Origin of the sequence: Streptomyces sp. NPDC058001 (assembly GCF_042886315.1) — a bacterium.
Taxonomy (GTDB): domain Bacteria; phylum Actinomycetota; class Actinomycetes; order Streptomycetales; family Streptomycetaceae; genus Streptomyces.
This window is the reverse complement of the sequence record NZ_JBHVQT010000004.1, coordinates 123,436-145,017: the sequence shown is the minus strand read 5'-3', so window position 1 is coordinate 145,017 and position 21,582 is coordinate 123,436. Positions and strand designations below refer to the sequence as shown.

At 71.1% G+C, this 21,582-nt stretch carries 20 protein-coding genes; 13 read left to right on the top strand and 7 right to left on the bottom strand.

Features of this window, described 5'->3' with window-relative positions; genetic code table 11:
* Positions 1–49: 49 nt before the first annotated feature.
* Complete coding sequence (locus tag ACFVT5_RS10390) at positions 50–556, bottom strand: GNAT family N-acetyltransferase (protein WP_389883964.1); 507 nt, start codon at positions 554–556, stop codon at positions 50–52.
* A gap of 82 nt (positions 557–638) precedes the next feature.
* On the opposite strand from ACFVT5_RS10390, the gene ACFVT5_RS10385 reads away from it, so the two are divergent.
* The gene (locus tag ACFVT5_RS10385; RefSeq protein ID WP_389883961.1) at positions 639–1,448 is read left to right on the top strand and encodes an exodeoxyribonuclease III; all 810 of its coding nucleotides are present in this window, start codon (positions 639–641) and stop codon (positions 1,446–1,448) included.
* A gap of 6 nt (positions 1,449–1,454) precedes the next feature.
* Here the strand turns inward: ACFVT5_RS10385 and ACFVT5_RS10380 are convergent, their stop codons facing one another.
* Positions 1,455–2,111 (bottom strand): MerR family transcriptional regulator, encoded by a 657-nt coding sequence (locus ACFVT5_RS10380; protein ID WP_389883958.1) that lies wholly within the window; start codon positions 2,109–2,111, stop codon positions 1,455–1,457.
* Positions 2,112–2,365: 254 nt separating this feature from the next.
* Here ACFVT5_RS10380 and ACFVT5_RS10375 point away from each other — a divergent pair, with 254 nt between their 5' ends.
* The 6 genes from ACFVT5_RS10375 (at position 2,366) to ACFVT5_RS10350 (ending at position 12,268) form a co-directional block, all read left to right on the top strand.
* Positions 2,366–3,925, top strand: a complete 1,560-nt coding sequence (locus ACFVT5_RS10375) for a flavin-containing monooxygenase (RefSeq protein WP_389883955.1) — start codon at positions 2,366–2,368, stop codon at positions 3,923–3,925.
* Complete coding sequence (locus ACFVT5_RS10370) at positions 3,922–4,929, top strand: alpha/beta fold hydrolase (RefSeq protein ID WP_389883952.1); 1,008 nt, start codon at positions 3,922–3,924, stop codon at positions 4,927–4,929. The genes ACFVT5_RS10375 and ACFVT5_RS10370 overlap by 4 nt, the downstream gene beginning before the upstream one ends.
* Complete coding sequence (locus ACFVT5_RS10365; RefSeq protein WP_389883949.1) at positions 4,926–5,807, top strand: SDR family oxidoreductase; 882 nt, start codon at positions 4,926–4,928, stop codon at positions 5,805–5,807. The genes ACFVT5_RS10370 and ACFVT5_RS10365 overlap by 4 nt, the downstream gene beginning before the upstream one ends.
* Positions 5,808–5,888: 81 nt before the next feature.
* Entirely contained in the window at positions 5,889–9,140 is a 3,252-nt protein-coding gene (locus tag ACFVT5_RS10360; RefSeq protein WP_389883946.1) for a S41 family peptidase, read from the top strand.
* Between the two features lie 130 nt (positions 9,141–9,270).
* Positions 9,271–9,861: a TetR/AcrR family transcriptional regulator gene (locus ACFVT5_RS10355; protein WP_389883943.1), complete on the top strand. Its 591-nt coding sequence runs from the start codon at positions 9,271–9,273 to the stop codon at positions 9,859–9,861.
* Positions 9,862–9,976: 115 nt separating this feature from the next.
* Positions 9,977–12,268: an MMPL family transporter gene (locus ACFVT5_RS10350; RefSeq protein WP_389883940.1), complete on the top strand. Its 2,292-nt coding sequence runs from the start codon at positions 9,977–9,979 to the stop codon at positions 12,266–12,268.
* Between the two features lie 152 nt (positions 12,269–12,420).
* On the opposite strand, the gene ACFVT5_RS10345 is transcribed toward ACFVT5_RS10350, so the two are convergent.
* A complete protein-coding gene (locus tag ACFVT5_RS10345) occupies positions 12,421–12,801 on the bottom strand; it encodes an SsgA family sporulation/cell division regulator (RefSeq protein WP_389883937.1) in 381 nt (126 codons plus the stop codon).
* A 190-nt stretch (positions 12,802–12,991) separates the two neighbouring features.
* Here ACFVT5_RS10345 and ACFVT5_RS10340 point away from each other — a divergent pair, with 190 nt between their 5' ends.
* The 5 genes from ACFVT5_RS10340 to ACFVT5_RS10320 are packed head-to-tail and all read left to right on the top strand — an operon-like array spanning position 12,992 to position 17,656.
* Entirely contained in the window at positions 12,992–14,089 is a 1,098-nt protein-coding gene (locus ACFVT5_RS10340) for an energy-coupling factor ABC transporter permease (protein ID WP_389883934.1), read from the top strand.
* A gap of 1 nt (position 14,090) precedes the next feature.
* A complete protein-coding gene (gene cbiQ, locus ACFVT5_RS10335) occupies positions 14,091–14,852 on the top strand; it encodes a cobalt ECF transporter T component CbiQ (RefSeq protein ID WP_389883932.1) in 762 nt (253 codons plus the stop codon).
* 25 nt (positions 14,853–14,877) lie between these two features.
* Positions 14,878–15,678: an energy-coupling factor ABC transporter ATP-binding protein gene (locus ACFVT5_RS10330; protein ID WP_389883929.1), complete on the top strand. Its 801-nt coding sequence runs from the start codon at positions 14,878–14,880 to the stop codon at positions 15,676–15,678.
* A complete protein-coding gene (locus ACFVT5_RS10325; RefSeq protein WP_389883926.1) occupies positions 15,675–16,853 on the top strand; it encodes a serine hydrolase domain-containing protein in 1,179 nt (392 codons plus the stop codon). The genes ACFVT5_RS10330 and ACFVT5_RS10325 overlap by 4 nt, the downstream gene beginning before the upstream one ends.
* A complete protein-coding gene (locus ACFVT5_RS10320) occupies positions 16,850–17,656 on the top strand; it encodes an SDR family NAD(P)-dependent oxidoreductase (RefSeq protein ID WP_389883923.1) in 807 nt (268 codons plus the stop codon). Before ACFVT5_RS10325 ends, ACFVT5_RS10320 begins: the two co-directional genes overlap by 4 nt.
* A gap of 12 nt (positions 17,657–17,668) precedes the next feature.
* Here ACFVT5_RS10320 and ACFVT5_RS10315 read toward each other — a convergent pair whose 3' ends face one another.
* Positions 17,669–18,604 carry a TIGR03620 family F420-dependent LLM class oxidoreductase gene (locus ACFVT5_RS10315; RefSeq protein WP_389883920.1) on the bottom strand — a complete coding sequence of 312 codons (936 nt, stop codon included), beginning with the start codon at positions 18,602–18,604 and terminating at the stop codon, positions 17,669–17,671.
* Positions 18,605–18,759: 155 nt separating this feature from the next.
* Between ACFVT5_RS10315 and ACFVT5_RS10310 the strand changes: the two genes are divergently transcribed.
* On the top strand, positions 18,760–19,377 hold the full coding sequence (locus ACFVT5_RS10310) for a TetR/AcrR family transcriptional regulator (RefSeq protein WP_389883917.1): 618 nt from the start codon (positions 18,760–18,762) through the stop codon (positions 19,375–19,377).
* 57 nt (positions 19,378–19,434) lie between these two features.
* Here the strand turns inward: ACFVT5_RS10310 and ACFVT5_RS10305 are convergent, their stop codons facing one another.
* The 3 genes from ACFVT5_RS10305 to ACFVT5_RS10295 are packed head-to-tail and all read right to left on the bottom strand — an operon-like array spanning position 19,435 to position 21,449.
* Positions 19,435–20,280 carry an EamA family transporter gene (locus ACFVT5_RS10305; protein WP_389883914.1) on the bottom strand — a complete coding sequence of 282 codons (846 nt, stop codon included), beginning with the start codon at positions 20,278–20,280 and terminating at the stop codon, positions 19,435–19,437.
* Positions 20,277–20,777, bottom strand: coding sequence for a YbaK/EbsC family protein (locus ACFVT5_RS10300; protein ID WP_389883912.1), 501 nt, complete (start codon positions 20,775–20,777; stop codon positions 20,277–20,279). Before ACFVT5_RS10300 ends, ACFVT5_RS10305 begins: the two co-directional genes overlap by 4 nt.
* 6 nt (positions 20,778–20,783) lie before the next feature.
* Positions 20,784–21,449 carry a hypothetical protein gene (locus ACFVT5_RS10295; RefSeq protein WP_389883909.1) on the bottom strand — a complete coding sequence of 222 codons (666 nt, stop codon included), beginning with the start codon at positions 21,447–21,449 and terminating at the stop codon, positions 20,784–20,786.
* Positions 21,450–21,582 lie beyond the last annotated feature (133 nt).

Below are 21,582 nucleotides of genomic sequence, written 5' to 3'. Positions count from 1 at the left end.
AACCGGGCGGACCCTCGCCGCATGGGGGTCCACTCACTCCGTGCAGTGGTCAGCGCAGCGGCTTGGCGTAGCAGCGGCTCAGGGAGCTGTCCCTGTAGTGGCCGAACTTCGCGCAGAGGGTGTAGCCGCTGGAGAGGTAGAGGGCGATGGCCTCCGGCTGCTTGGTGCCGGTTTCCAGGACCATGCGGGTACGGGCCGCCTCGCGGGCGTCGGACTCCAGGGCCGTCAGGATGCGGCGGGCCAGGCCCAGGCCGCGCGCCTCCGGGGTGACGTACATGCGCTTGATCTCCGCGTCGCCGTCCGCGTACCCCTCGGGGCTCGCGTCCTGGGAGCGCCAGCCGCCGGTGGCGAGCGGGGTGCCCTGGTCGTCGTACGCGATGAGGTACAGGCCCCGGGGCGGGACGAACATCGTCGGGTCGAGGTGGGTGACGTCGCCGTCGTCCCCGTACCGCTCGGCGTATTCGAGCTGGACGCGGTCGTTGAGCCGCACCGCGTCGGGGTGGTCGAAGGAGACGGTCCGGAGCGTCGTGGGCGGAGGCGTCGTCTGTATAGTCATGCCGAGTATCGTACTTCTATGCGGAGTCGGTGGTCGTGGACGGGTCGGCCGTCCCTCGACAGTGTGCCGGTATCGTGCCGGGATGCTCACCGTGACCTCCGTGAATGTGAACGGTCTGCGGGCCGCCGCGAAAAAGGGCTTCGTGGCGTGGCTCGGGGACACCTCCGCCGATGTGCTCTGCCTCCAGGAGGTCAGGGCCGAGCCGGGACAGCTCCCCGACGAGGTGCGGGAGCCCGACGGATGGCATGTGGTGCACGCGCCGGCCGCCACCAAGGGGCGCGCGGGCGTCTCCCTCTACACCCGGCGCGTGCCGGACGCGGTACGGATCGGCTTCGGCTCCGCCGAGTTCGACGGCAGCGGACGGTACGCAGAGGTGGACCTGCCCGGGGTCACCGTCGCGAGCCTGTACTTGCCGTCCGGCGAGGTCGGCACCGAGCGGCAGGAGGAGAAGGACCGCTTCATGGGTGCGTTCCTGCCGTATCTCAAGGGGCTGCGCGAGCGGGCCGCCGCCGATGGGCGCGAGGTGCTCGTATGCGGCGACTGGAACATCGCCCACCGCGAGGCCGACCTCAAGAACTGGAAGAGCAACCGCAAGAACTCCGGTTTCCTGCCGGAGGAGCGGGAGTGGATCGGCCGGGTCCTCGACGCAGGGGACGGCGGTTACGTCGACGTCGTGCGCGCCCTGCACCCCGAAGTCGAGGGTCCCTACTCGTGGTGGTCGTACCGGGGCCGCGCGTTCGACAACGACAGCGGCTGGCGCATCGACTACCAGTTCGCGACGCCCCGTCTCGCCGAGCGGGCCCTGAAGGCGTACGTGGAGCGGGCCGCGAGCCATGAACTGCGGTGGTCGGATCATGCGCCGGTGACGGTTACTTATGGGGTCGGTGTCTGACTTTCCTCAGGTTTCCTTTGCCAGTCTGCGGTCCAGGGCCAGGGACAGTTCTGCTTCGATCACGCTCTTCGCGAGGGGGCGTAGGCGTTTCAGGTCGTCCGGGGACGCGTGGTTCAGGACCAGTTGGGCGAACAGATCCGCCAGCGCGTCCACGTGGTGCCGTACCCGCGCGCCCGTTTCCAGGACCGCCGCGAGTGGAATGCCCTCGTGCACCAGTGCGGACGACACGTCCAGGAGGCGGCGGCTGACGTGCACGATCTCGTCGCCGTCGGTGCCGAGGTAGCCCAGTTCGAGGGCGGCGGCGAAGTTCGCCGGGGTGACCTCGCCGGCGAATCGGTCGGCGAGTTCCTCCGGGGTGAGGCGGACCGGTGTCTCCTCGGACGGCGGGCCGATACCGAGGACGTCGGCGACGTCCCGCCCGTGGTCGAACGCCTCGGCCAACTCTGCGATGCCGTTCAGGGTGTGGCCGCGTTCCAGTAGTGCCGCGATCGTGCGGAGGCGGGCCAGGTGGTGGTCGTCGTACCAGGCGATGCGGCCCTCTTTGCGTGGGGCGGCGATGAGGCGGCGTTCGCGGTAGAAGCGGAGGGTTCTTACCGTGATGCCTGCCTCTTCGGCGAGTTCCTCTACGCGGTACTGGCGGGGTTTTGGGCGCTGTTCCGACACGGGGTCAGCCTAGGTGGCCGTTTTTGCGCAGTTCCCCGCGCCCCTTCCGGGGGGCGTCCGTTGTGTGTTGGCTGCCAGTTCGTTGTGGCTGGGCGCGCAGTTCCCCGCGCCCCTTCGGGGTGCCATCGTTCGGGGTGCTTCCGTACCGGCGGTAACTTCCCCCTCCCCGGACCTACCCACGAGTACGTTCCTGCTCTACTCTCGCCATCATGCCAGTGGTTACTGGCATCGTCATGGGGCAGGGGAGGTATCGGATGGCGTTCGAGCATGTTCGTGTCGTGGTGGTCGGGAGTGGGTTCGGGGGGCTGGGGGCTGCTGTTCGGCTTCGGCGTGAGGGGGTTACCGACTTTGTCGTGCTGGAGCGGTCGGGGGCCGTTGGTGGGACCTGGCGCGACAACAGCTATCCGGGGTGTGCCTGTGACGTGCCCAGCCATCTGTACTCGTTCTCGTTCGCGCCCAACCCCGACTGGCCCCGCACCTTCTCCGGGCAGGAGCACATCCGCGCGTACCTGGAGCACGTCACCGATGTGTTCCGGCTGCGTCCGCACATCCGCTTCGACTCCGAGGTGACGATGATGCGGTGGGACACCGAGAACCTGTGGTGGGAGGTGGAGACAGCCACCGGCACCCTCACCGCCGACTTCGTGGTCTCCGCTACCGGGCCCCTCTCCGATCCCAAGATCCCGGCCATTCCCGGGATCGACACCTTCCCCGGTCAGGTTTTCCACTCCGCCCGCTGGGACCATGACGCCGAACTGCGGGGCAAGCGTGTCGCCATGGTCGGTACCGGTGCCTCCGCCATCCAGATCGTGCCCGCCATCCAGCCGGACGTGGCGAAGCTGACCCTCTTCCAGCGCACCCCGCCCTGGGTGATGCCCCGCGTGGACCGCCCCATCAGCGGCGCCGAACGCTGGCTGCACCGGCAGTTGCCGTTCACCACGAAGGCGCGGCGCGGGCTGCTGTGGGGCATCCGCGAACTCCAGGTGCAGGCGTTCACCAAGCGCCCCGACGAACTCGGCCTCGTCGAGAAGCTGGCCAAGCGGAACATCGCCCGCGCGATCAAGGACCCGGAACTGCGCGCCAAGCTGACCCCGGACTACCGCATCGGCTGCAAGCGCATCCTGCTCTCCAACGCCTACTATCCGGCGCTCGCCCGGCCCAATGTCGACGTCGTCGCCTCCGGGCTCGCCGAGGTGCGCGGGTCGACCGTGGTCGCCGCCGACGGGACCGAGTCCGAGGTCGACGTGATCATCTTCGGTACCGGCTTCCATGTCACCGACATGCCGATCGCCGACCGGGTCGTCGGCGCCGAAGGCCGCACCCTCGCCGAGACCTGGAAGGACGGCATGGCGGCGCTGCGCGGCGCGAGCGCGGTCGGCTTCCCCAACTGGATGACCGTCATCGGCCCCAACACCGGCCTCGGCAACTCCTCGATGATCCTCATGATCGAGTCCCAGCTGAACTACCTGGCCGACTACGTCCGGCAACTCGACGTCCTCGGCGGCAAAGTCGCCCTCACCGCACGGCCGGACGCCGTCCGCGCCTGGAACGACAAGGTCCAGGAGCGGATGAAGCGGACCGTGTGGAACACCGGGGGGTGCAGCAGTTGGTACCTCGACTCCGAAGGGCGTAACACGACCGTCTGGCCGGGCACCACCAGTGAGTTCCGGGGCGCCACGCGTCGCGTCGATCTCGCCGAGTACGAGGTGATCCGGCCGCCCAAGCCCAAGCCCAAGCCCGAGCCCGCGCCGACGACAGCGAAGGCACCGGCGCGCAAAGGCGCCCGTACCAAGAAGGTCGAGGCGGGAGCGTGAGCCGGCTGACGCATGTGATGTCGGGCCCGTACGCGCCCCCGGCGCCCGCCCGTGAACTGACCGTCGTCTCCGCCGACGGCGCCCGTCTGCACGTCGAGACGCACGGCCCCGACGACGCGCCCACCGTGGTCCTCGCGCACGGCTGGACCTGCTCGACGGCGTTCTGGGCGCGGCAGGTGCGGGACCTCGCCGCCGATCACCGGGTCGTCGTCTACGACCAGCGCGGTCACGGCCGCAGCCCCGCGCCCACCGGGCCCGACGGCTACAGCACGCGCGCCCTCGCCGACGACCTCATGGCCGTACTCGACGCGACGCTCGCGCCGGGTGGGAAAGCCGTCCTCGTGGGGCACTCGATGGGCGGGATGACGGTCATGGCGGCGGCCGGACGCGACGGTTTCCGGGAGCGCGCGGCGGCCGTCCTGCTGTGCAGCACCGGCAGCTCACACCTCGTCGCAGAGTCGCGGGTGCTGCCGCTGCGCGCGGGCGCCCTGCGCACCCGGCTGACCCGCTCGGTCCTCGGCTCCCGCGCCCCGCTGGGCCCGGTGACACCCCTGGCCAGGCGCATCCTGCGGTACGGGACGATGGGTCCCGGCTCCTCACCGGACCAGGTCGAGGCGTGCGCCCGTATCGTGCACGCCTGCCCCCGGGCCGTCAGGTACGGCTGGTCGCATGTCCTCGACACGCTCGAACTCGACGCCGGGGTACGGGAGTTGACGATGCCCACCGCGGTCGTCGCCGGCACGGCGGACCGGCTCACTCCGCCCGTGCACGCCCGCGGGATCGCCGCCGCGCTGCCGCACTGCGTGGGCCTGACGGAACTGACCGGGATCGGTCACATGACCCCCGTCGAGGCACCCGACGCGGTCACCGGCCGGATCCGCGAACTGGCCTCCACCTACATCCAGGCGAAACACGTCCACATGAAGGACGGCCAGGCGAAAGACGTCCAGGTGCAAGACATTCAGGTGCAAGACATTCCGGCGAAGGGAGCTGCGTCCGCATGAGCAGGGTGAGCCTGGAAGGGCAGGTCGTCGTCGTCACCGGCGCCGCACGCGGTGTCGGGGAACTCCTCGCGCGCAAGCTGTCGGCGCGCGGCGCGAAGATCGCACTGGTCGGTCTGGAGCCCGACGCGCTGAAGCGGGTCGCGGAGCGGCTGCACACCGAGGGCGACCACTGGTACGCCGACGTCACCGACCACGAGGCGATGGCGCGCGTCGCCCAGGAGGTCAAGGGACGGTTCGGCAAGGTCGACATCGTCGTCGCCAACGCGGGCGTCGCGAGTGGCGGCCCCTTCGTCGACTCGGACCCGGTGGCGTGGCGGCGTGTGATCGAGGTCAACCTGATCGGGTCCGCGGTGACCGCGCGGGCGTTCCTGCCGCTGCTGATGGAGAGCCGCGGCTATCTGCTCCAGATCGCCTCGCTCGCCGCCATCACACCGGCGCCGATGATGACGGCGTACTGCGCGTCCAAGTCGGGCGTCGAGGCGTACGCGCACAGCCTGCGCGCCGAGGTCGGGTACAAGGGGGTGCGGGTCGGCGTCGGGTATCTGTCCTGGACCGACACGGACATGGTGCGCGGGGCCGACCAGGACGATGTGATGCGGGAGTTGCGGCAGCGGCTGCCGTGGCCGTCGAACAAGACGTATCCGCTGGGCCCGGCCGTCGACCGGATCGTGGCAGGGATCGAGCGGCGCTCCGCCCATGTCTACGCCCAGTGGTGGCTGCGCGGGACGCAATCGGTACGGGGGTATCTGCCGGCGGTGATCGGGACCGTAGGGCGGAGGGAGATGCGGCGTTTCGAACCGCGGCTCGGGGCGGTGCCGAAAGGGTTGGTGGGGGAGGGCGGGGCGGCTGACGAGCAGGTACGGAGGGAGCGGGAATAGCGGGGCGGCGTACCCGGGCGGGACGGGGAGGCGTACCCGGGCCGAGTTGCCGAGGGCACCTGGGGGGAAAAGCATGGACGGGTGAGCCATGCCTATCTGCGGTTTCCGCATCTTCATGGTGGTCGTCTGTGTTTCGTCGCCGAGGACGATCTCTGGGTGGCGCCGCTCGACGGTGAGGGCCGTGCCTGGCGGGTCACCGTCGACCGGACCAAGGTCGGCCACCCGCGTTTCGCCCCGGACGGACGGCACATCGCGTACACGACCTGGCGCAGCCTCGACCCGGAGATCCATCTCGCACCGGTGGACGGCGGGGCCGCGCGGCGGCTGACGTACTGGGGGAGCGTCGACACCCGGGTGCGCGGCTGGTCGCCGCCCGACCGGGACGGGCACAACTACATCCTCGCGGTGGCCTCGCACGGGGAGCCGTTCTCGTACCACACCTGGGCGTACAGCGTCCCGGTCGACGGCTCCCCGGGCGGCAGGCTGCCCTGGGGCCCGGTCACGGACATCGCGGTCACCGGGCGGGACGGTGACCGGCGCACCCTGCTGCTCACCGGCACCCCACCGCACGAGCCCGCCTCCTGGAAGCGGTACCGGGGCGGCGCCACCGGACGGCTGTGGCATCACGGCAAGCGGCTCCTCGCCGATCTGGGCGGGCATGTCGAATCGCCCATGTTCGTCGGTGACCGCATCGCGTTCCTCTCCGACCACGAGGGCGTCGGCAACCTCTACTCCTGCCGGCCCGACGGCACCGATCTGCGGCGGCACACCGACCACGACGCGTTCTACGCCCGCAACGCCTCGTCGGACGGCTCCCGGGTGGTCTACCAGTGCGCGGGCGACCTGTGGATCGTGGACGACCTCGACCCCGACTCCGTACCGCGCCGTCTCGACGTCCGGCTCGGCGGACCGCGCTCCGGGCGGCGCCCGTACCAGGTCCCGGCGGCGCAGCACGTCGACGGACTGTCGGTGGACGAGACCGGGCGGGCCTCGGCGGTCGTGGTGCGCGGCAGCCTGTACTGGCTCACCCACCGCGACGGCCCCGCCCGCACCATCGCGGACACCCCGGGCGTACGGGTCCGCCTCCCGGAGATGCTCGGCTCGGGCGGTCAGGTCGCCTATGTCACGGACGCCGAGGGCGAGGACGCCGTCGAGATCGCGTATCTGCCGCGCGCCTCCGGCGAACGGGACCCGCGCCGGCTCGCCTCGGGCGACCTGGGCCGCGTCCTGGAGATGGTGTCCGACCCGGACGGCGAGCGTCTCGCCATCGCCGCGCACGACGGGCGGCTGCTGCTGCTCGACGCGACCGAGGAGTCCACCGGCGAGGCGACCGAGCTGATCCGGTCGATCAACGGGCCCGTACGGGATCTGGCGTTCTCGCCGGACGGCGGCTGGCTCACCTGGTCGCACCCCGGTATCGGCCGCTCGCTGCGCCAGATCAAGATGGCCCGGATCGAAGGACCGGGCGCCCGCACGGTCCTGGACGTCACCAATGGCCGCTTCGAGGACGAGAACCCGGTGTTCACCCGCGACGGCCGCTATCTCGCGTTCCTGTCCTGGCGCGGCTTCGACCCCGTCTACGACGTGCACACCGGCGACCTGTCCTTCCCGCTCGGCTGCCGCCCCTACCTCGTCCCCCTCTCCTCCGCGACCCCGTCGCCCTTCGCGCTCCAGCCGGACGGGCGGCCCGCCGCGGGCGGTATGGACCCGGTCGAGGGCGACACCGGCGACGGCACGGTGATGGTCGAGATCGAGGGCCTGGAAAGCCGGGTCACGCCCTTCCCCGTGTCCGCGTCGAAGTACTCGGCGCTCTGCCCGGTCGCGGGCGGCGGTCTGGTCTGGCTGCGCTGGCCGATCTCCGGCGCGCTCGGCGAGACCTTCGCCAACCCGTCCGACACCTCGGGCCGCCCCACCCTCGAACACTTCGACATCACCAAGGCCAGAAGGACCGAACTCGTCGCCGATCTCGACTGGTTCGAGGTGAGCGGTGACGGATCGCGCCTGGTCGTCCTCGACGACGGCGTACTGCGGGCGGTGCCGTCCGCCGAGATCGGCGACAGCGACTCCACGGTCTGGATCGACCTGCGCCGCATCCTGCACGAGGTCGACCCGACGGCCGAGTGGCGCCAGGCGTACGAGGAGGCGGGGCGGCTGATCCGCGCCTACTTCTGGGAACCCCATCTGTGCGGCATCGACTGGCCCGCCGTACTCGCCCAATACCGGCCGCTGGTCGAACGGGTCGCGTCCCCCGACGAGTTCGCCGATCTGCTCCGCGAAGTCCTCGGCGAACTCGGCACCTCGCACGCCTATGTGTCGGCCGCCCGCCGCAACGAGGGCCCGCCGCACTACCAGCGCGCCCAGGGGCTGCTCGGCGCCAACCTCGTCCGCAGGGACGACGGTTGGATGGTCAAGCGGATCCTGCCCGGCGACTCCTCCGACTCCAAGGCCCGCTCCCCGCTCGCCGGTGCCGGCATCCGCGAGGGCGCGGTCCTCACCCATGTCGACGGCCGCCCGGTGGACCCGGTGGCGGGCCCGTTCCCGCTGCTCGCGGCGGCGGGCGGTACGACCGTGGAGCTGACCTTCCGGCCCGCCGAGGGCGAGGGCCGCTCCCGCCGCGTCGCCGTGGTCCCCCTCATCGACGAACGCCCGCTGCGCTACCAGGACTGGGTGGCCAAACGCCGTGAGGTGGTACGGGAGTTGAGCGGCGGCAGATGCGGCTATCTGCACATCCCCGACATGGGCGGCTCCGGCTGGGCGCAGTTCAACCGCGATCTGCGGATGGAGGTCTCCCGCCCGGCCCTCATCGTGGACGTACGCGGCAACGCGGGCGGTCACATCAGTGAGCTGGTGGTCGAGAAGCTGACCCGCACCATCCTCGGCTGGGACCTCACCCGCGACGCGCAGCCCGTGTCGTACGCGTCCAACGCCCCGCGCGGCCCGGTCGTCGCCCTCGCCGACGAGGCCACCGCGTCCGACGGCGACATGATCACGGCCGTGTTCAAACTGCTGAAGCTCGGCCCGGTCGTGGGCCAGCGCACCTGGGGCGGGGTGGTCGGGATGACCGGCCGGCACCGGCTCGGCGACGGTTCGGTGATCACCGTGCCGATGAACGCGGCCTGGCTGGACGAGTACGGATGGTCCGTCGAGAACCATGGCGTGGAACCAGATCTGCCGGTGCTGCGCACCCCGCTGGACTGGGCGGAGGGCCGGCACGCCCAGCTGGACGACGCGGTCCGGCTCGCCCTGGACCTGCTGATCCACCGCCCGGCGGCGACCCCACCCGACTACACGGCCGTACCGGACCTGACCCGCCCGAAACTGCCGCCGAGGTAGCCGTGGCTGCCGCCGAGTGAGCCATGTGGTGTTGGACACGTACGAAACAGTTTCGTTTCGTTAGGGGCTGGGGTATCGTTCTAGAGGTACGAAACAGTTTCGTACGGGAGCTGGTTCGGGAAGGGGAGTCATGGCCGAGGTCGCAACGACGCGTCGCAGCCGGATCACCCCCGAGCGCGAGGCCGAGCTGTACACGGCCGTGCTCGACATCCTCCGCGAGGTCGGTTACGACGCCCTGACCATGGACGCCGTCGCCACCCGCACCCGGTCCAGCAAAGCCACCCTCTACCGACAGTGGGGAAGCAAGCCGCAGTTGGTCGTCATGGCGCTCCGGTGCCAGAAACCACTGCGCATCGCCGAGGTCGACACCGGTTCCCTGCGCGGGGACTTCCACGTCATCCTCAACCGTGAGGACGACTGTCAGATGGAACAGAGTTCCGCACTGATGCGGGGTCTGGCCATGGCGGTGCACAGCGACCCCGAACTACTGCGTGCGTTCCGCGAGTTGCTCGTGGAACCCGAACTCGCCGAGCTGGACCGGATCGTGCGCCGCGCCGTCGAGCGCGGGGAGATCAGAGCGGACAACCCCGCCCTGGGGTTCGTCCCGCACATGCTGATCGGTGCGTTCGTGGCCCGGGAACTCGTCGACGAGCGACCACCCACGCAGGCGTTCCTCATGACCTATGTCGACTCCGTGATCCTCCCCGCTCTCGGCGTCTGACCCGGCTTTCCCCACCCCAGATCTCCCCGTTGCTCCACCTGACGCGACCGCTCACGTCGTCGGGCTGGTGACCCCTGCCCTCGCACCTCCACGACCTGACCGGGAGTACCCCTCCGTGGCCACATTCCTCTATAAAATCGGCCGGCTCGCCTTCAGGCGACGGCACTTCGTCGCCCTCATCTGGGTGGCCCTCCTCACGCTGGCGGGCGTCGGAGCGGCCAACGCCCCCACCGCGGGCTCCGCCTCCTTCTCGATCCCGGGTACCGAGGCACAGCGCGCCTTCGATCTGCTCGAAGAGCGCTACCCCGGCTCGGCGGCGGACGGCGCCACCGCCCGGGTCGTCTTCCAGGCCCCCGACGGCGAGAAGATGACGGACCCGGGCAACAAGGCCGCCGTCCAGAAGGCCGTCAAGGATCTCGGTACCGGTTCCGAGGTGGCCGGTGCCACCGACCCGTTCAAGGCCAAGTCGGTCAGCGACGACGGGACCATCGCCTACTCACAGGTGTCGTACAAGGTCTCCGGCATGGAGCTGAAGGACGCCTCCAAGGACGCGCTCGAACACACCGCGCAGGACGCCAGGGAGAGCGGGCTGACCGTCGAGATCGGCGGTGACGCGCTCCAGGCCGTACCGGAGACCGGGTCCACGGAGATCATCGGTATCGCCGTCGCAGCGGTCGTTCTGGTGATCACCTTCGGCTCGCTGGTCTCCGCCGGACTGCCCCTGCTCACCGCGCTCATCGGCGTCGGCATCGGCGTCTCCTCGATCACCGCCCTGGCGAACGTGCTCGACCTGGGCTCCACCACCTCGATCCTGGCGATGATGATCGGCCTCGCGGTCGGTATCGACTACGCCCTGTTCATCGTCTCCCGCTACCGCGCCGAACTGGCCGAGGGCAGGGAACGTGAGGACGCGGCCGGACGGGCGGTCGGCACCGCCGGATCCGCCGTCGTCTTCGCCGGGCTCACCGTCGTGATCGCGCTCGTCGGACTCTCCGTGGTGAACATCCCGATGCTCACCAAGATGGGCATCGCCGCCGCGAGCACCGTCGTCATCGCCGTCCTCATCGCGCTCACCATGATCCCCGCGCTCCTCGGCTACGCCGGCAAGCGGGTACGTCCCATGGGAGCCAAGGGCAGGCGGACGGGCGGCAAGCTCTTCGGGCGGGGCCGCAAGAACGCCGAAGCCACCCCCGTACCGGCCACCGCACAGGTCACCGGGTCCGGTGGCCGTGGGGGCAAGCCGAACCTGGGCACCCGCTGGGCCCGCTTCGTGGTCCGCCGCCCGCTCGCCGTCCTCCTCTTCGGGGTCGTCGCGCTCGGCGCCGCCGCCGTACCCGCCACCTCGCTCGAACTGGGTCTGCCCGACGACGGCGCACAGCCGGTGTCCACGACCCAGCGCCAGGCGTACGACCTGCTCTCCAAGGGCTTCGGACCCGGCTTCAACGGGCCGCTCATGGTCGCGTCGGACCTCAAGGGCGCCACGGACCCGAAGGCCGCCGCCGACAAGGTCGTCGCGACGATCAAGGGCCTCGACGATGTCGTGTCGGTGTCCCCGCCGCGGTTCAACAAGGCCGAGGACACCGCGATGATCACGGTGATCCCCGACTCCAAGCCGAGCAGTGTCACCACCGAGGACCTGGTGCACTCCATCCGGGACGCCGGCGGCCCGCTCAAGGCCGATGAGGGCGCCGACATCATGGTCACCGGTGCCACGGCCATGAACATCGACGTCTCGCAGAAACTGAACGACGCGCTGCTGCCGTATCTCGCCCTGGTCGTCGGGCTCGCGTTCCTGCTGCTGATCGTCGTCTTCCGCTCGGTGCTCGTCCCGCTCAAGGCGGCCCTCGGCTTCCTGCTCTCGGTACTCGCCGCGCTCGGCGCCGTCGTCGCCGTCTTCCAGTGGGGCTGGCTCGGCTCGCTGCTCGGGGTCGAGGAGACCGGTCCCGTGATGTCGATGATGCCGATCTTCATGGTGGGCGTCGTCTTCGGCCTCGCGATGGACTACGAGGTGTTCCTCGTGACCCGGATGCGGGAGGCGTACGTCCACGGGGAGCGGTCAGGGCAGGCCATCGTCACCGGCTTCCGGCACGGGGCCCGCGTGGTCAGCGCGGCGGCCGTGATCATGATCGCGGTGTTCGCCGGGTTCATCGGCTCCAGTGAGTCCATGGTCAAGATGATCGGCTTCGGACTCGCCATCGCCGTCTTCTTCGACGCCTTCGTGGTCCGGATGGCCATCGTGCCGGCGGTGCTCGCGCTGCTCGGCGACAAGGCGTGGTGGCTGCCCAAGTGGCTCGACCGGGCGCTGCCGAACGTGGACGTCGAGGGCGAGGGCCTGCGGGACCTCGACCGCGACAGCCGGACCGGCCAGGACGACCCCGACGAGAAGCGGGAGCTGGTCAAGGTCTGATCCGAACCACCGGGGCCGCCGCCGGGCGGGGGCGCCCCGGTCCGTACCGCGCCCGTGGGGACGGGGTCGGTACGGGGACGAAAGGGCCCGGGAACAGTGCGAGCGGCACTGCTCCCGGGCCGTTCGGCTGTACGGGTGGTGGTGGCGCGGGGTCAGTGGGTGACGGCCGCTGTCGCCGCGTAGGTGCGTCCGAGGAAGCGGATCAGGGTCTGGGAGTCGAACTGCACCAGGGAGACACCCGACGCCGTGTGCAGCTCCACGATCGCCTGGACCCGGCCGCAGGGCCAGATCCGTATGTCTCCGCTGGCCGCCGGGGCGGTGAGGCCCTTCTCCAGCAACTCCCGGTCGAAGACCCAGTCGCCCGGTACGGTCCCGACGGAGGCCGGCAGGGTCATTCGGACGATGGGCGGATCGGCCTCCGGGTCGTAGGTCAGGGCGACCGGGACGGTGTGCTCCTCGGCTGCGGAGTCCGTGGAGTAGTCCGTGGAGTCCGTGACGACGTGGGCTCGTGCGTGTTGCTCAACGGCGGACATCACCGGCTCCTCACACTTGTTCCCTTGTGACATCCAATGTCCCATATTTCGTCTTTATATGGTTCCGACGAAGGCGGTTATTTGTGTTCGCCTTGCTCTTGCAAGCCGTTCGCAACAGGGCACTATCATCGAACGGTTCAGCCCAGCGATCCCCGTCGCACTCCCCGTCGCCCCGGAAGCGGAGCCCGCCATGCATGTCCCCGACGGATTCATCGACGCGCCGGTCTCCGCGATCACCGGAGTCGTCGCGGCCGGCGCCGTCGCCGTGAGCCTGCGCGGGGCCCGGCGGGAACTGGCCGGACCACCCGGGATCGGCGGGGCCGGTGGGGTCGGCGGGCTCGGGGGTGAGCGGACCGCGCCGCTCGCGGGGCTCGTCGCCGCGTTCATCTTCGCCGTACAGATGCTGAATTTTCCCGTGGGTGCCGGCACCAGCGGCCATCTCCTGGGCGGAGCGCTGGCCGCGATATTGGTCGGCCCGTACACCGGGGTGCTGTGTGTCTCGGTGGTGCTGCTGATGCAGGGCGTCCTCTTCGCGGACGGCGGCCTCACCGCGCTCGGCGTGAACATCACGGACATGGCGCTGGTCACCACCGTCGTCGCGTACCTCGTCTTCCGCGGTCTGGTGAAGGTGCTGCCGCGCGGGCGCCGCTCGATCACCACCGCCGCCTTCGTCTCGGCGCTCCTGTCCGTGCCCGCGGCTGCCGTCGCCTTCACTCTGATCTACGCGGTCGGGGGCACCGCCGATGTCTCGATCGGCAAGGTCGCCACCGCGATGGTCGGCGTCCATGTCCTCATCGGGCTCGGCGAGGCCGTGATCACCGCGCTCACGGTCGGCGCCGTGATCGCCGTCCGGCCGGACCTGGTGTACGGGGCGCGGGGGCTGACCCGGCCGCTCAAACTGCGGATCAACGGCGAACTGGTCGACGCGCCTTCCGTCGTACCGGTCCCGGTCGCCGCCCGCTCGCACCGGAAGGTGTGGCTCGCCGGACTCGCCGCCTCCGTCGTCCTCGCGGGCGGCGTCAGCTTCTACGCGTCCGCCAGCCCGGACGGCCTGGAGAAGGTCGCCCACGACCAGGGCATCGACAAGAAGACCGAGGAACACCACACCGCCGACTCACCGCTCGCCGACTACGGCGTCAAGGACATCACCAACACCCGCCTCTCCGGCGGCCTCGCGGGAGCCATCGGCGTCACCGTGACGGTCGTGGCGGGGACGGGCGTCTCCCTGCTGCTGCGTCGCCGGTCCGCCGCCGAGGCGTCGCCCGCCGAGACCGACGGGCGGCGCTGACATGGGGGCCGGGCATGCGCACAAGTTGTATCGGCACGGGCATTCCGGTGTGCATCGGTTGCCGCCCGAGGTGAAGCTCGCCGCCGTGCTCGGCTTTGTTGTCGTCGTCGTGTCCACGCCCCGCGAGGCCATGTGGGCCTTCGGGGTCTACGGCGCGCTGCTCGCCGGGGTCGCGTACGCCGCGCGCGTACCCCCCGGGTTCCTGCTGAAGCGGATGCTGATCGAGGTGCCGTTCGTCGCGTTCGCCGTGCTCATGCCCTTCGTGGCGCAGGGCGAGCGCGTCGACGTCCTGGGCATCTCGCTGAGCGTGAACGGGCTCTGGGGCGCCTGGAACGTCCTCGCCAAAGGCACCCTCGGCGTCGCCGCGTCCGTCCTGCTCGCGTCGACCACCGATCTGCGCGCCCTCCTGCTCGGGCTCCAGCGCCTCAAACTGCCCCCGATGCTCGTCCAGATCGCCTCGTTCATGATCCGCTACGGCGATGTGATCACCGACGAGATGCGCCGGATGCGGATCGCCCGCGAGTCCCGTGGCTTCACTGCCCGGGGCGTACGCCACTGGGGCGTCCTCGCGAAGTCCGCCGGCGCCCTGTTCATCCGCTCCTACGAGCGCGGCGAACGTGTCCACCTCGCCATGATCAGCCGTGGCTACGCCGGGTCCATGCCGACGATCGACGAGGTTACCGCGGACCGTGGCCAGTGGGCGTACGCCCTGGCCCTGCCCGGTGCCGCACTCGTCGTCTGCGTGCTCGGGTGGACCCTGTGAACCGACCGCCGAGCCGTCTGCTGGGATGGACCCCGTGACCGCACCCTCGTCGCCCTCATCGGCGCCCCCGTCGCTGGACGTCTCCGGGCTGGCCTTCGCCTACCCCGACGGCCACCAGGCCCTCTTCGGCGTGGACCTGCGCGTCGAGCGCGGCGAACGCGTGGCGCTGCTCGGTCCCAACGGCGCCGGAAAGACCACCCTCGTCCTGCACCTCAACGGCATCCTCACCGGCGGCGCCGGCACCGTACACGTCGCGGGTCTGCCCGTCGGCAAGGAGCACATGGCGGAGATCCGGCGCCGCGTCGGCATCGTCTTCCAGGACCCCGACGACCAGTTGTTCATGCCGACCGTCCGTGAGGACGTCGCGTTCGGGCCCGCCGCCGCCGGGATGAAGGGCGCGGAGCTGGCGGAGCGGGTCCGTGAGGCGCTGGAGCGGGTCGGCATGGACGGCTTCGCCGACCGGCCGCCGCACCATCTCTCCTTCGGGCAGCGGCGCCGCGTCGCGGTCGCCACCGTTCTGGCGATGCGCCCCGAGATCCTCGTCCTCGACGAACCGTCGTCCAACCTGGATCCCGCGTCCCGCCGTGAACTCGCCGACATCCTGCGGACGTTGGACGTCACCGTCCTGATGGTCACGCACGACCTGCCGTACGCGCTCGAACTGTGCCCGCGCGCGCTGATCCTCAGCGACGGCGTCATCGCGGCGGACGGTCCCATCGGGGACCTGCTCACCGACGAGGACCTGATGCGCCGTCATCGTCTTGAGCTGCCGTTCGGCTTCGACCCGCGCGCCGTGCGTTCCATGACCACGGGACCCGGGCAGTGAACGTGCACGGCACCGTCGCCCCCGGTTTCGAACCCGTACGGGACGCCTTCCTCCGCAACTTCGACGAGCGCGGCGAACGCGGCGCCGCCGTCTCCGTGCACCACGCGGGACGCCAGGTCGTGGACCTGTGGGCGGGCACCCGCGATGTCGACGGCGGACCGGACGGCGCGCCCTGGGAGCACGGCACCGCCCACATCGTGCGCTCCGCGACCAAGGGCGTCGCCGCCGCCGTGCCGCTCCTGCTCCACCAGCGCGGACAGCTCGACCTGGACGCGCCGGTCGCCCGCTACTGGCCCGAGTTCAAGGCCGCGGGCAAGGACCAGGCACTCGTACGGCACCTCCTGTCCCACCGCGTCGGCGTGCCCGCCCTCGACCGGTCGCTGACCCCCGCCGAGGCCGCGGACCCGGACATCGGTGCCGCCGCCGTCGCCGCGCAGCGCCCCGCCTGGGCACCCGGCACCGACCACGGCTACCACGCGCAGACCTACAGCTGGCTCGTCGGCGAGCTGGTGCGGCGGGTGACCGGGCGGAGCGTCGGGCGGTGGATCGCCGACGAGATCGCCGGACCGCTCGGCCTCGACCTGTGGGTCGGCCTGCCCGACTCCGAGGCGGGGCGGGTCGGCCGGATCGGTCCCGTCGAGGCGCCCGCCGCCCCGGGCGCGCCGCGCGTCCGCCCCCGGCGCGCTGTCGCCGAGGCGTACACGGACCCCGGCTCCCTCACCCGCCGCGCCTTCGACGCCATCAGCCCGTCGGCGGACGAGAACGACCCCGCGTACCGGAGGGCCGAGCTGCCCGCGTCCAACGGCATCGCGACCGCCGGCGCGCTGTCCCGGTTCTACGCGGCGCTGATCGGCGAAGTCGACGGCGGGGCCCGCCTGTTCACACCGGAGACCGTGGCGCTCGCGGCCACCGAGCAGTCCGCGGGGCCCGACCGCGTCCTCGTCATCGCCACCCGCTTCGGCCTCGGTTTCATGCTGCACGGCCCGGCGTCCCCGCTGCTCGGCCCGGCTTCTTTCGGCCACCCGGGTCGCGGCGGCCCCCTCGCCTTCGCCGACCCTTCGACGGGAACCGCCTTCGGCTACGTCACCAACGGCCTGCGCGAGTCCGTCACTTCGGATCCCCGGGCACAGGCCCTGGTCCAGGCGGTACATTCCGCCGTACGTTCCGTCCCATGAGTCATACGGATCAGGTGAGTCGTACGGGCGGTGGCCGTTTCGACGGGTACGGGGTGCTGGTCACCGGCGCCGGGCGGGGGATCGGGGCCGCTGTCGCGCGGCGGTTCGCCGACGAGGGTGCCCGGGTGCTCGTCACCGATCTGGACCCCGTCGCGGCCGAGGAGACCGCAGCCGCGCTGCGCGAACAGGGCGCGACGGCCGAGGGGTTGGCCTGCGACGTCGCCGACCGGGCGGCCGTCGAGGCGGCGGTCGACCGTGCCGTCGGCGCGTTCGGCTCCCTGGACGTCCTGGTCAACAACGCCTACGCCTGCCACCCCGACGCCCCGCTCTTCGAGGACGAGTCCGACGAGGTGTGGGCGCTCGACCTCGACATCACCCTGACCGGCGCCTACCGGTGCAGCCGCGCCGCGCTGCCGCATCTCGCCGCGTCGGGCCGGGGCGCGATCATCAACGTCGGCTCCGTCAACGGCCTCCAGTCGTTCAGCAACCACGCCTACAGCGCCGCGAAGGCGGGGCTCATCTCGCTGACCCGCACGCTCGCCGGGCACGCGGGGCCGCGCGGCGTACGCGTCAACCTGGTCGCACCCGGCACGGTCCGCACCCGGGCCTGGTCGGACCGGGGCGCCGACGTGGACGCGCTGCGGCCGGCGTATCCGCTGGGCCGCGTCGGCGAACCGGAGGACATCGCGGCGGCGGTCGCCTTCCTCGCCTCACCGGACGCGGCCTGGATCACCGGCGTCACCCTCCCGGTGGACGGCGGCATCACCGCGGTCAACACCGGGTTCCTGGCCCTCTCGCCCTGAGTACGAGGACGGTCAGGGGACGGACGGGGCGGGGCCGAGGGGGAGCGCGGGTGCCAGTTCGCGCCAGGCGTCCTCCGGCAGCGCGGCCGGGTCGGCGGTGAGGACTTGCAGGCAGACGTGGTCGGCGCCCGCGTCCAGGTGCTCCTGTACGCGCCTGCGGACCGCTGAGACATCCCCGTAGGCGACGATCGCGTCCACCAGGCGGCGGCTCGGGCCGCCGACGATGTCCGCGTCGCCGAAGCCGAGCCTGCGTACGTTCGCCTGCTGATGCGGCGCCGACGCGACATAGCCGGCGACATGCGCCGTGGCCACCTCGCGGGCACGGGCGAGGTCGGTGTCGAGCACCACGGCCTGCTCCACCGCGAGGAACGCCTCCGGACCCATGATCCGGCGCGCCAGCTCGGTGTGCTCGACCGGCACGAAGTAGGGGTGCGCGCCCCAGGTCCGTTCGGCGGCCAGGCTCAGCATCTTCGGGCCGAGCGCGGCCAGGACGCGGCGGGGCGCCGGGTCCGGGACGGGGCCGTGCGCGGGCACCGCGTCCATGGCGTCCAGGTACGCGCGCACGCTGGTCACGGCTCTGCCGCGGGCCGGTACGGGATAGCCGTCGAACTCATGGACGGTGTCGTCGACGCGATGTCCGCCCAGGCCCAGGACATAGCGTCCCGGGAACGCCTCGCCGAGGGTCCGGGTCGCGGTGGCGGTGGCGATCGGGTCCCGGAAGGCGATGTTGGCGATGCCGGACGCGACGGTGATCCGCCGTGTCGCCGACAGCAGCAGCCAGCCCTGGCCGAAGGAGTCACGGCCGAAGGCTTCCCCGTACCAGAGGGCTCCGTAGCCCAACTCCTCGATCTCCGCAGCCGATTCCCGTACGCGCTGGGCCGGCTGTCCCTCGTAGGCGAAGGTCCAGATCCCGACGCGGCCCAGGTCCGTGTATGCGTCGTCCGTCATACGTCCTCCTCGCACCGACGCATGCCGGTATGCAGGTGTGGCGTGCCGTTCCGGAGAGGTTCTCCGCTTGATGGCCAGTACGATACGGAGATGTTCTCCGTTTGGCTATCCCGGCCATCCCGACCATCCCGGTCGGCGACCGAAGGGCGGGCGCGATGACGACCGGACGCGACAACGGCTCGGCGGCGGCGCCGAGGCGCACGGATGCGCGGCAGAACCGGGAGCGGCTGCTGGCCGCAGCGCGGGAGGTGTTCGGCGAAGCGGGACCCGAGGCGTCCCTGAACGAGATCGCGCGCCGGGCCGGTGTGGGCCCGGGGACGCTCTACCGTCACTTCCCGAACCGCGCGTCCCTGGTGACCGCCGTGCTCGGCGACCGCATCCGGCGGCTGGCCGAGTTGGCGGACGAGCTGCTCTCCGACACGTCCGGCACCTCCGCCCTGTCCGGCACCTCCGCCGACGATGCGCTGGCGCGCTGGCTCGGTGCCTTCCTGGACCATGCCCGCGTCAATCAGGGCATGGGCAGCGCCCTGCTGATCGAGGAGGCGGGAGGGCTCGGCCTCGACTGCCATCAGGTGATCAGGGACGCGGCGGCCGGCCTGCTCGCGCGGGCTCAGCTACGGGGCTCGGCCCGCCTCGATCTGACCGCCGACGATCTGGTCCAACTCGTCGTGGGGATCGCCCTGTCCACGGCCAAGGGCCACGACCCGGAGCAGCCCGGCCGCTTGCTCGCCCTGGTGCTGGACGCCGTATTCAGGACACCACGCGAACCCTGATGAGCGGAGGCGGCGGAGGTAGCGGGGGCTGCGACGGCTGCGGTGGCTTCTGGGGGTTCAACTCGCGTGCAGCATCAGCCCGATGCCCGCCACCAGCAGTCCCGCCGCCACGAGTCTCGGGGCGCCGAAGCGTTCCTTGAAGAAGATCGCGCCGATCGCCGCGCCCACGATGATGCTCGACTCGCGCAGTGCCGCGATCGGTGCGAGTTCGGCGCGGGTCTGGGCCCACAGCACCAGACCGTAGGCGAGGACCGACAGTGCCGCGCCGAGCAGCCCGTGCGCCGCGAACGGCCGTAGTCTCGCGGTGAATTCACCACGCCAGCGCCAGGCCGCGTACGCCGGGATGGCCAGGCCCTCCAGGATCATCAGCCACGCGATGTACCCGAGCGGGGTGCCGGCCGCACGGACGCCCAGACCGTCCACGACCGTGTACGCGGCGATGGACAGGCCGGTCGCCAGGGCCGCCCCGATCGCCGCCCAGTTCGGGCGCCGACCCCGTAGCCCCCACACCGCGACGCCCGTCAGGCCCGCGCAGGACAGGGCGATCCCGGCGGCCTGCCAGCCGTCCGGGACCTCGTCCGCGAAGACGGCCGCGAGCACCGTCACGACGAGGGGCGCGGTGCCGCGCGCGATCGGGTACGCCTGGCCGAAGTCGCCCAGCTTGAACGACCGCATCAGCAGGGCGTAGTACGCGATGTGGATCACCGCGGAGGCGCTCAGATACGGCCAGGCGCCGGCCGCCGGGAGGGGCACGAACGGGGCGATGAGCAGCCCGATCAGTGCGCCGCCGCCCGCGATCAGCGTGAAGCCGACGAGTTTGTCCGTGATGCGGTGCGCGATGGCGTTCCAACTGGCGTGCGTGACCGCCGCGAACAACACCGCCGCGGTGACCAGCGGGGTCACTCGGACAGCTCGCGGACATCCACCACGGTGCCGCCCGCGTGGGCGATCAGGCTCTTGGGGTCCATCGGGAACACGGCGTACGGGGTGCCCGCGGCGGCCCATACGGTGGCGTGGTCGAGGAGGGAGCGGTCGGCGAGTACGCGGGTACGGGTGCGGTGACCGAACGGGGGTACGCCGCCGATCGCGTAGCCCGTCGTCTCGCGGACGAGGTCCGCCTTGGCGCGGGTGACCTTCGCGGCGCAGAGTTCGCGGCGGACCAGCTCCACGTCGACACGGGACGCGCCGTCCATCAGGACCAGGACCGGGACGCCGTCGGCGGCGAAGATCAGGGACTTGCAGATCTGGCTCAGCTCACAGCCGATCGCCGCGGCGGCTTCGGTGGCGGTCCTGGTCGCCTCCGGGAAGCGCCGGATACTCGGCAGCACGTTCGAGGCAAGGCCGAGGTCTTCCAGTGCCTGGGCGAAACGGGGGTGGGCGACGGGTTCTTGAACGGTCATGGAGGATCACGGTAGCTCGGTGAGCTGGGGCCCGGCGACCTGGTTTTCCTTGCCCGCACTGCGGTGACGATAGAGCTGCCAGGCCACCGTCGCCACGATCAGTACGGCCACGGTCGGCACCGCTTCCCACGGGATACCGATCCACACGGCGGGCAGACCCACGCCGACGCAGGTGATCCCGATGGTGATGAGCAGCGGTTTGCCGTACGAGCGCCAGGTGAAGGGTTCGTAGCCGCCGGGCCGCGCCGTCCGCACCGCACCCATCCCGACGCCCAGGGCGGCCAGCAGACCCGCGAACGTGCCGATGGCAGCCGTCATCTGGGGCTCGTCGCGCGGTTCGTCGGAGGAACTCTGCCGGAGGTCCCCCTTGCTGAGCACCGTGATGTCACCGCGCCAGACGGTCCCGGTGACCTTGTCTCCCGGCCGCAGTGTCGTCAGCAGCGGCCCCGGGTCCCCGAACCGCACGACCCCGTTCCAGAACGGCGCGCCGGACACGGTCGCCTCGAAGACGGGGTTCCGTCCCCCGTCCTTGACCACCGTCTTGTCCACGGTGAAGGAGACCGTACGCAGACAGTCCTCCCACGCCTCCACCGGCAGTCGCTCAGCACACGACTCGGCGCCCCCGTACTGCCGATACTCCCTACTGTCAGCAGGAAGCCAAACAGCGAACACCAAATAGCACCCCACCCCCGAAACCAACGACAGAACAACCAACCACACCCCTGAGAACCGCTTCACGATCCCGCCTCCCTCCAGGTCCCCTCCACCTTGACCCAGAGAGAACCAGGCAATCAATGCCCCACCC

Excerpts from the sequence above, each read along its gene's own strand:
- ACFVT5_RS10390 (WP_389883964.1), bottom strand. The coding sequence starts at position 556 with ATGACTATACAGACGACGCCTCCGCCCACGACGCTCCGGACCGTCTCC.
- ACFVT5_RS10375 (WP_389883955.1), top strand. The coding sequence starts at position 2,366 with ATGGCGTTCGAGCATGTTCGTGTCGTGGTGGTCGGGAGTGGGTTCGGG.
- ACFVT5_RS10365 (WP_389883949.1), top strand. The coding sequence starts at position 4,926 with ATGAGCAGGGTGAGCCTGGAAGGGCAGGTCGTCGTCGTCACCGGCGCC.
- ACFVT5_RS10320 (WP_389883923.1), top strand. The coding sequence starts at position 16,850 with ATGAGTCATACGGATCAGGTGAGTCGTACGGGCGGTGGCCGTTTCGAC.
- ACFVT5_RS10330 (WP_389883929.1), top strand. The coding sequence starts at position 14,878 with ATGGACCCCGTGACCGCACCCTCGTCGCCCTCATCGGCGCCCCCGTCG.
- ACFVT5_RS10310 (WP_389883917.1), top strand. The coding sequence starts at position 18,760 with ATGACGACCGGACGCGACAACGGCTCGGCGGCGGCGCCGAGGCGCACG.
- ACFVT5_RS10345 (WP_389883937.1), bottom strand. The coding sequence starts at position 12,801 with ATGTCCGCCGTTGAGCAACACGCACGAGCCCACGTCGTCACGGACTCC.
- ACFVT5_RS10385 (WP_389883961.1), top strand. The coding sequence starts at position 639 with ATGCTCACCGTGACCTCCGTGAATGTGAACGGTCTGCGGGCCGCCGCG.
- ACFVT5_RS10340 (WP_389883934.1), top strand. The coding sequence starts at position 12,992 with ATGCATGTCCCCGACGGATTCATCGACGCGCCGGTCTCCGCGATCACC.
- ACFVT5_RS10300 (WP_389883912.1), bottom strand. The coding sequence starts at position 20,777 with ATGACCGTTCAAGAACCCGTCGCCCACCCCCGTTTCGCCCAGGCACTG.
- cbiQ (WP_389883932.1), top strand. The coding sequence starts at position 14,091 with ATGGGGGCCGGGCATGCGCACAAGTTGTATCGGCACGGGCATTCCGGT.
- ACFVT5_RS10355 (WP_389883943.1), top strand. The coding sequence starts at position 9,271 with ATGGCCGAGGTCGCAACGACGCGTCGCAGCCGGATCACCCCCGAGCGC.
- ACFVT5_RS10315 (WP_389883920.1), bottom strand. The coding sequence starts at position 18,604 with ATGACGGACGACGCATACACGGACCTGGGCCGCGTCGGGATCTGGACC.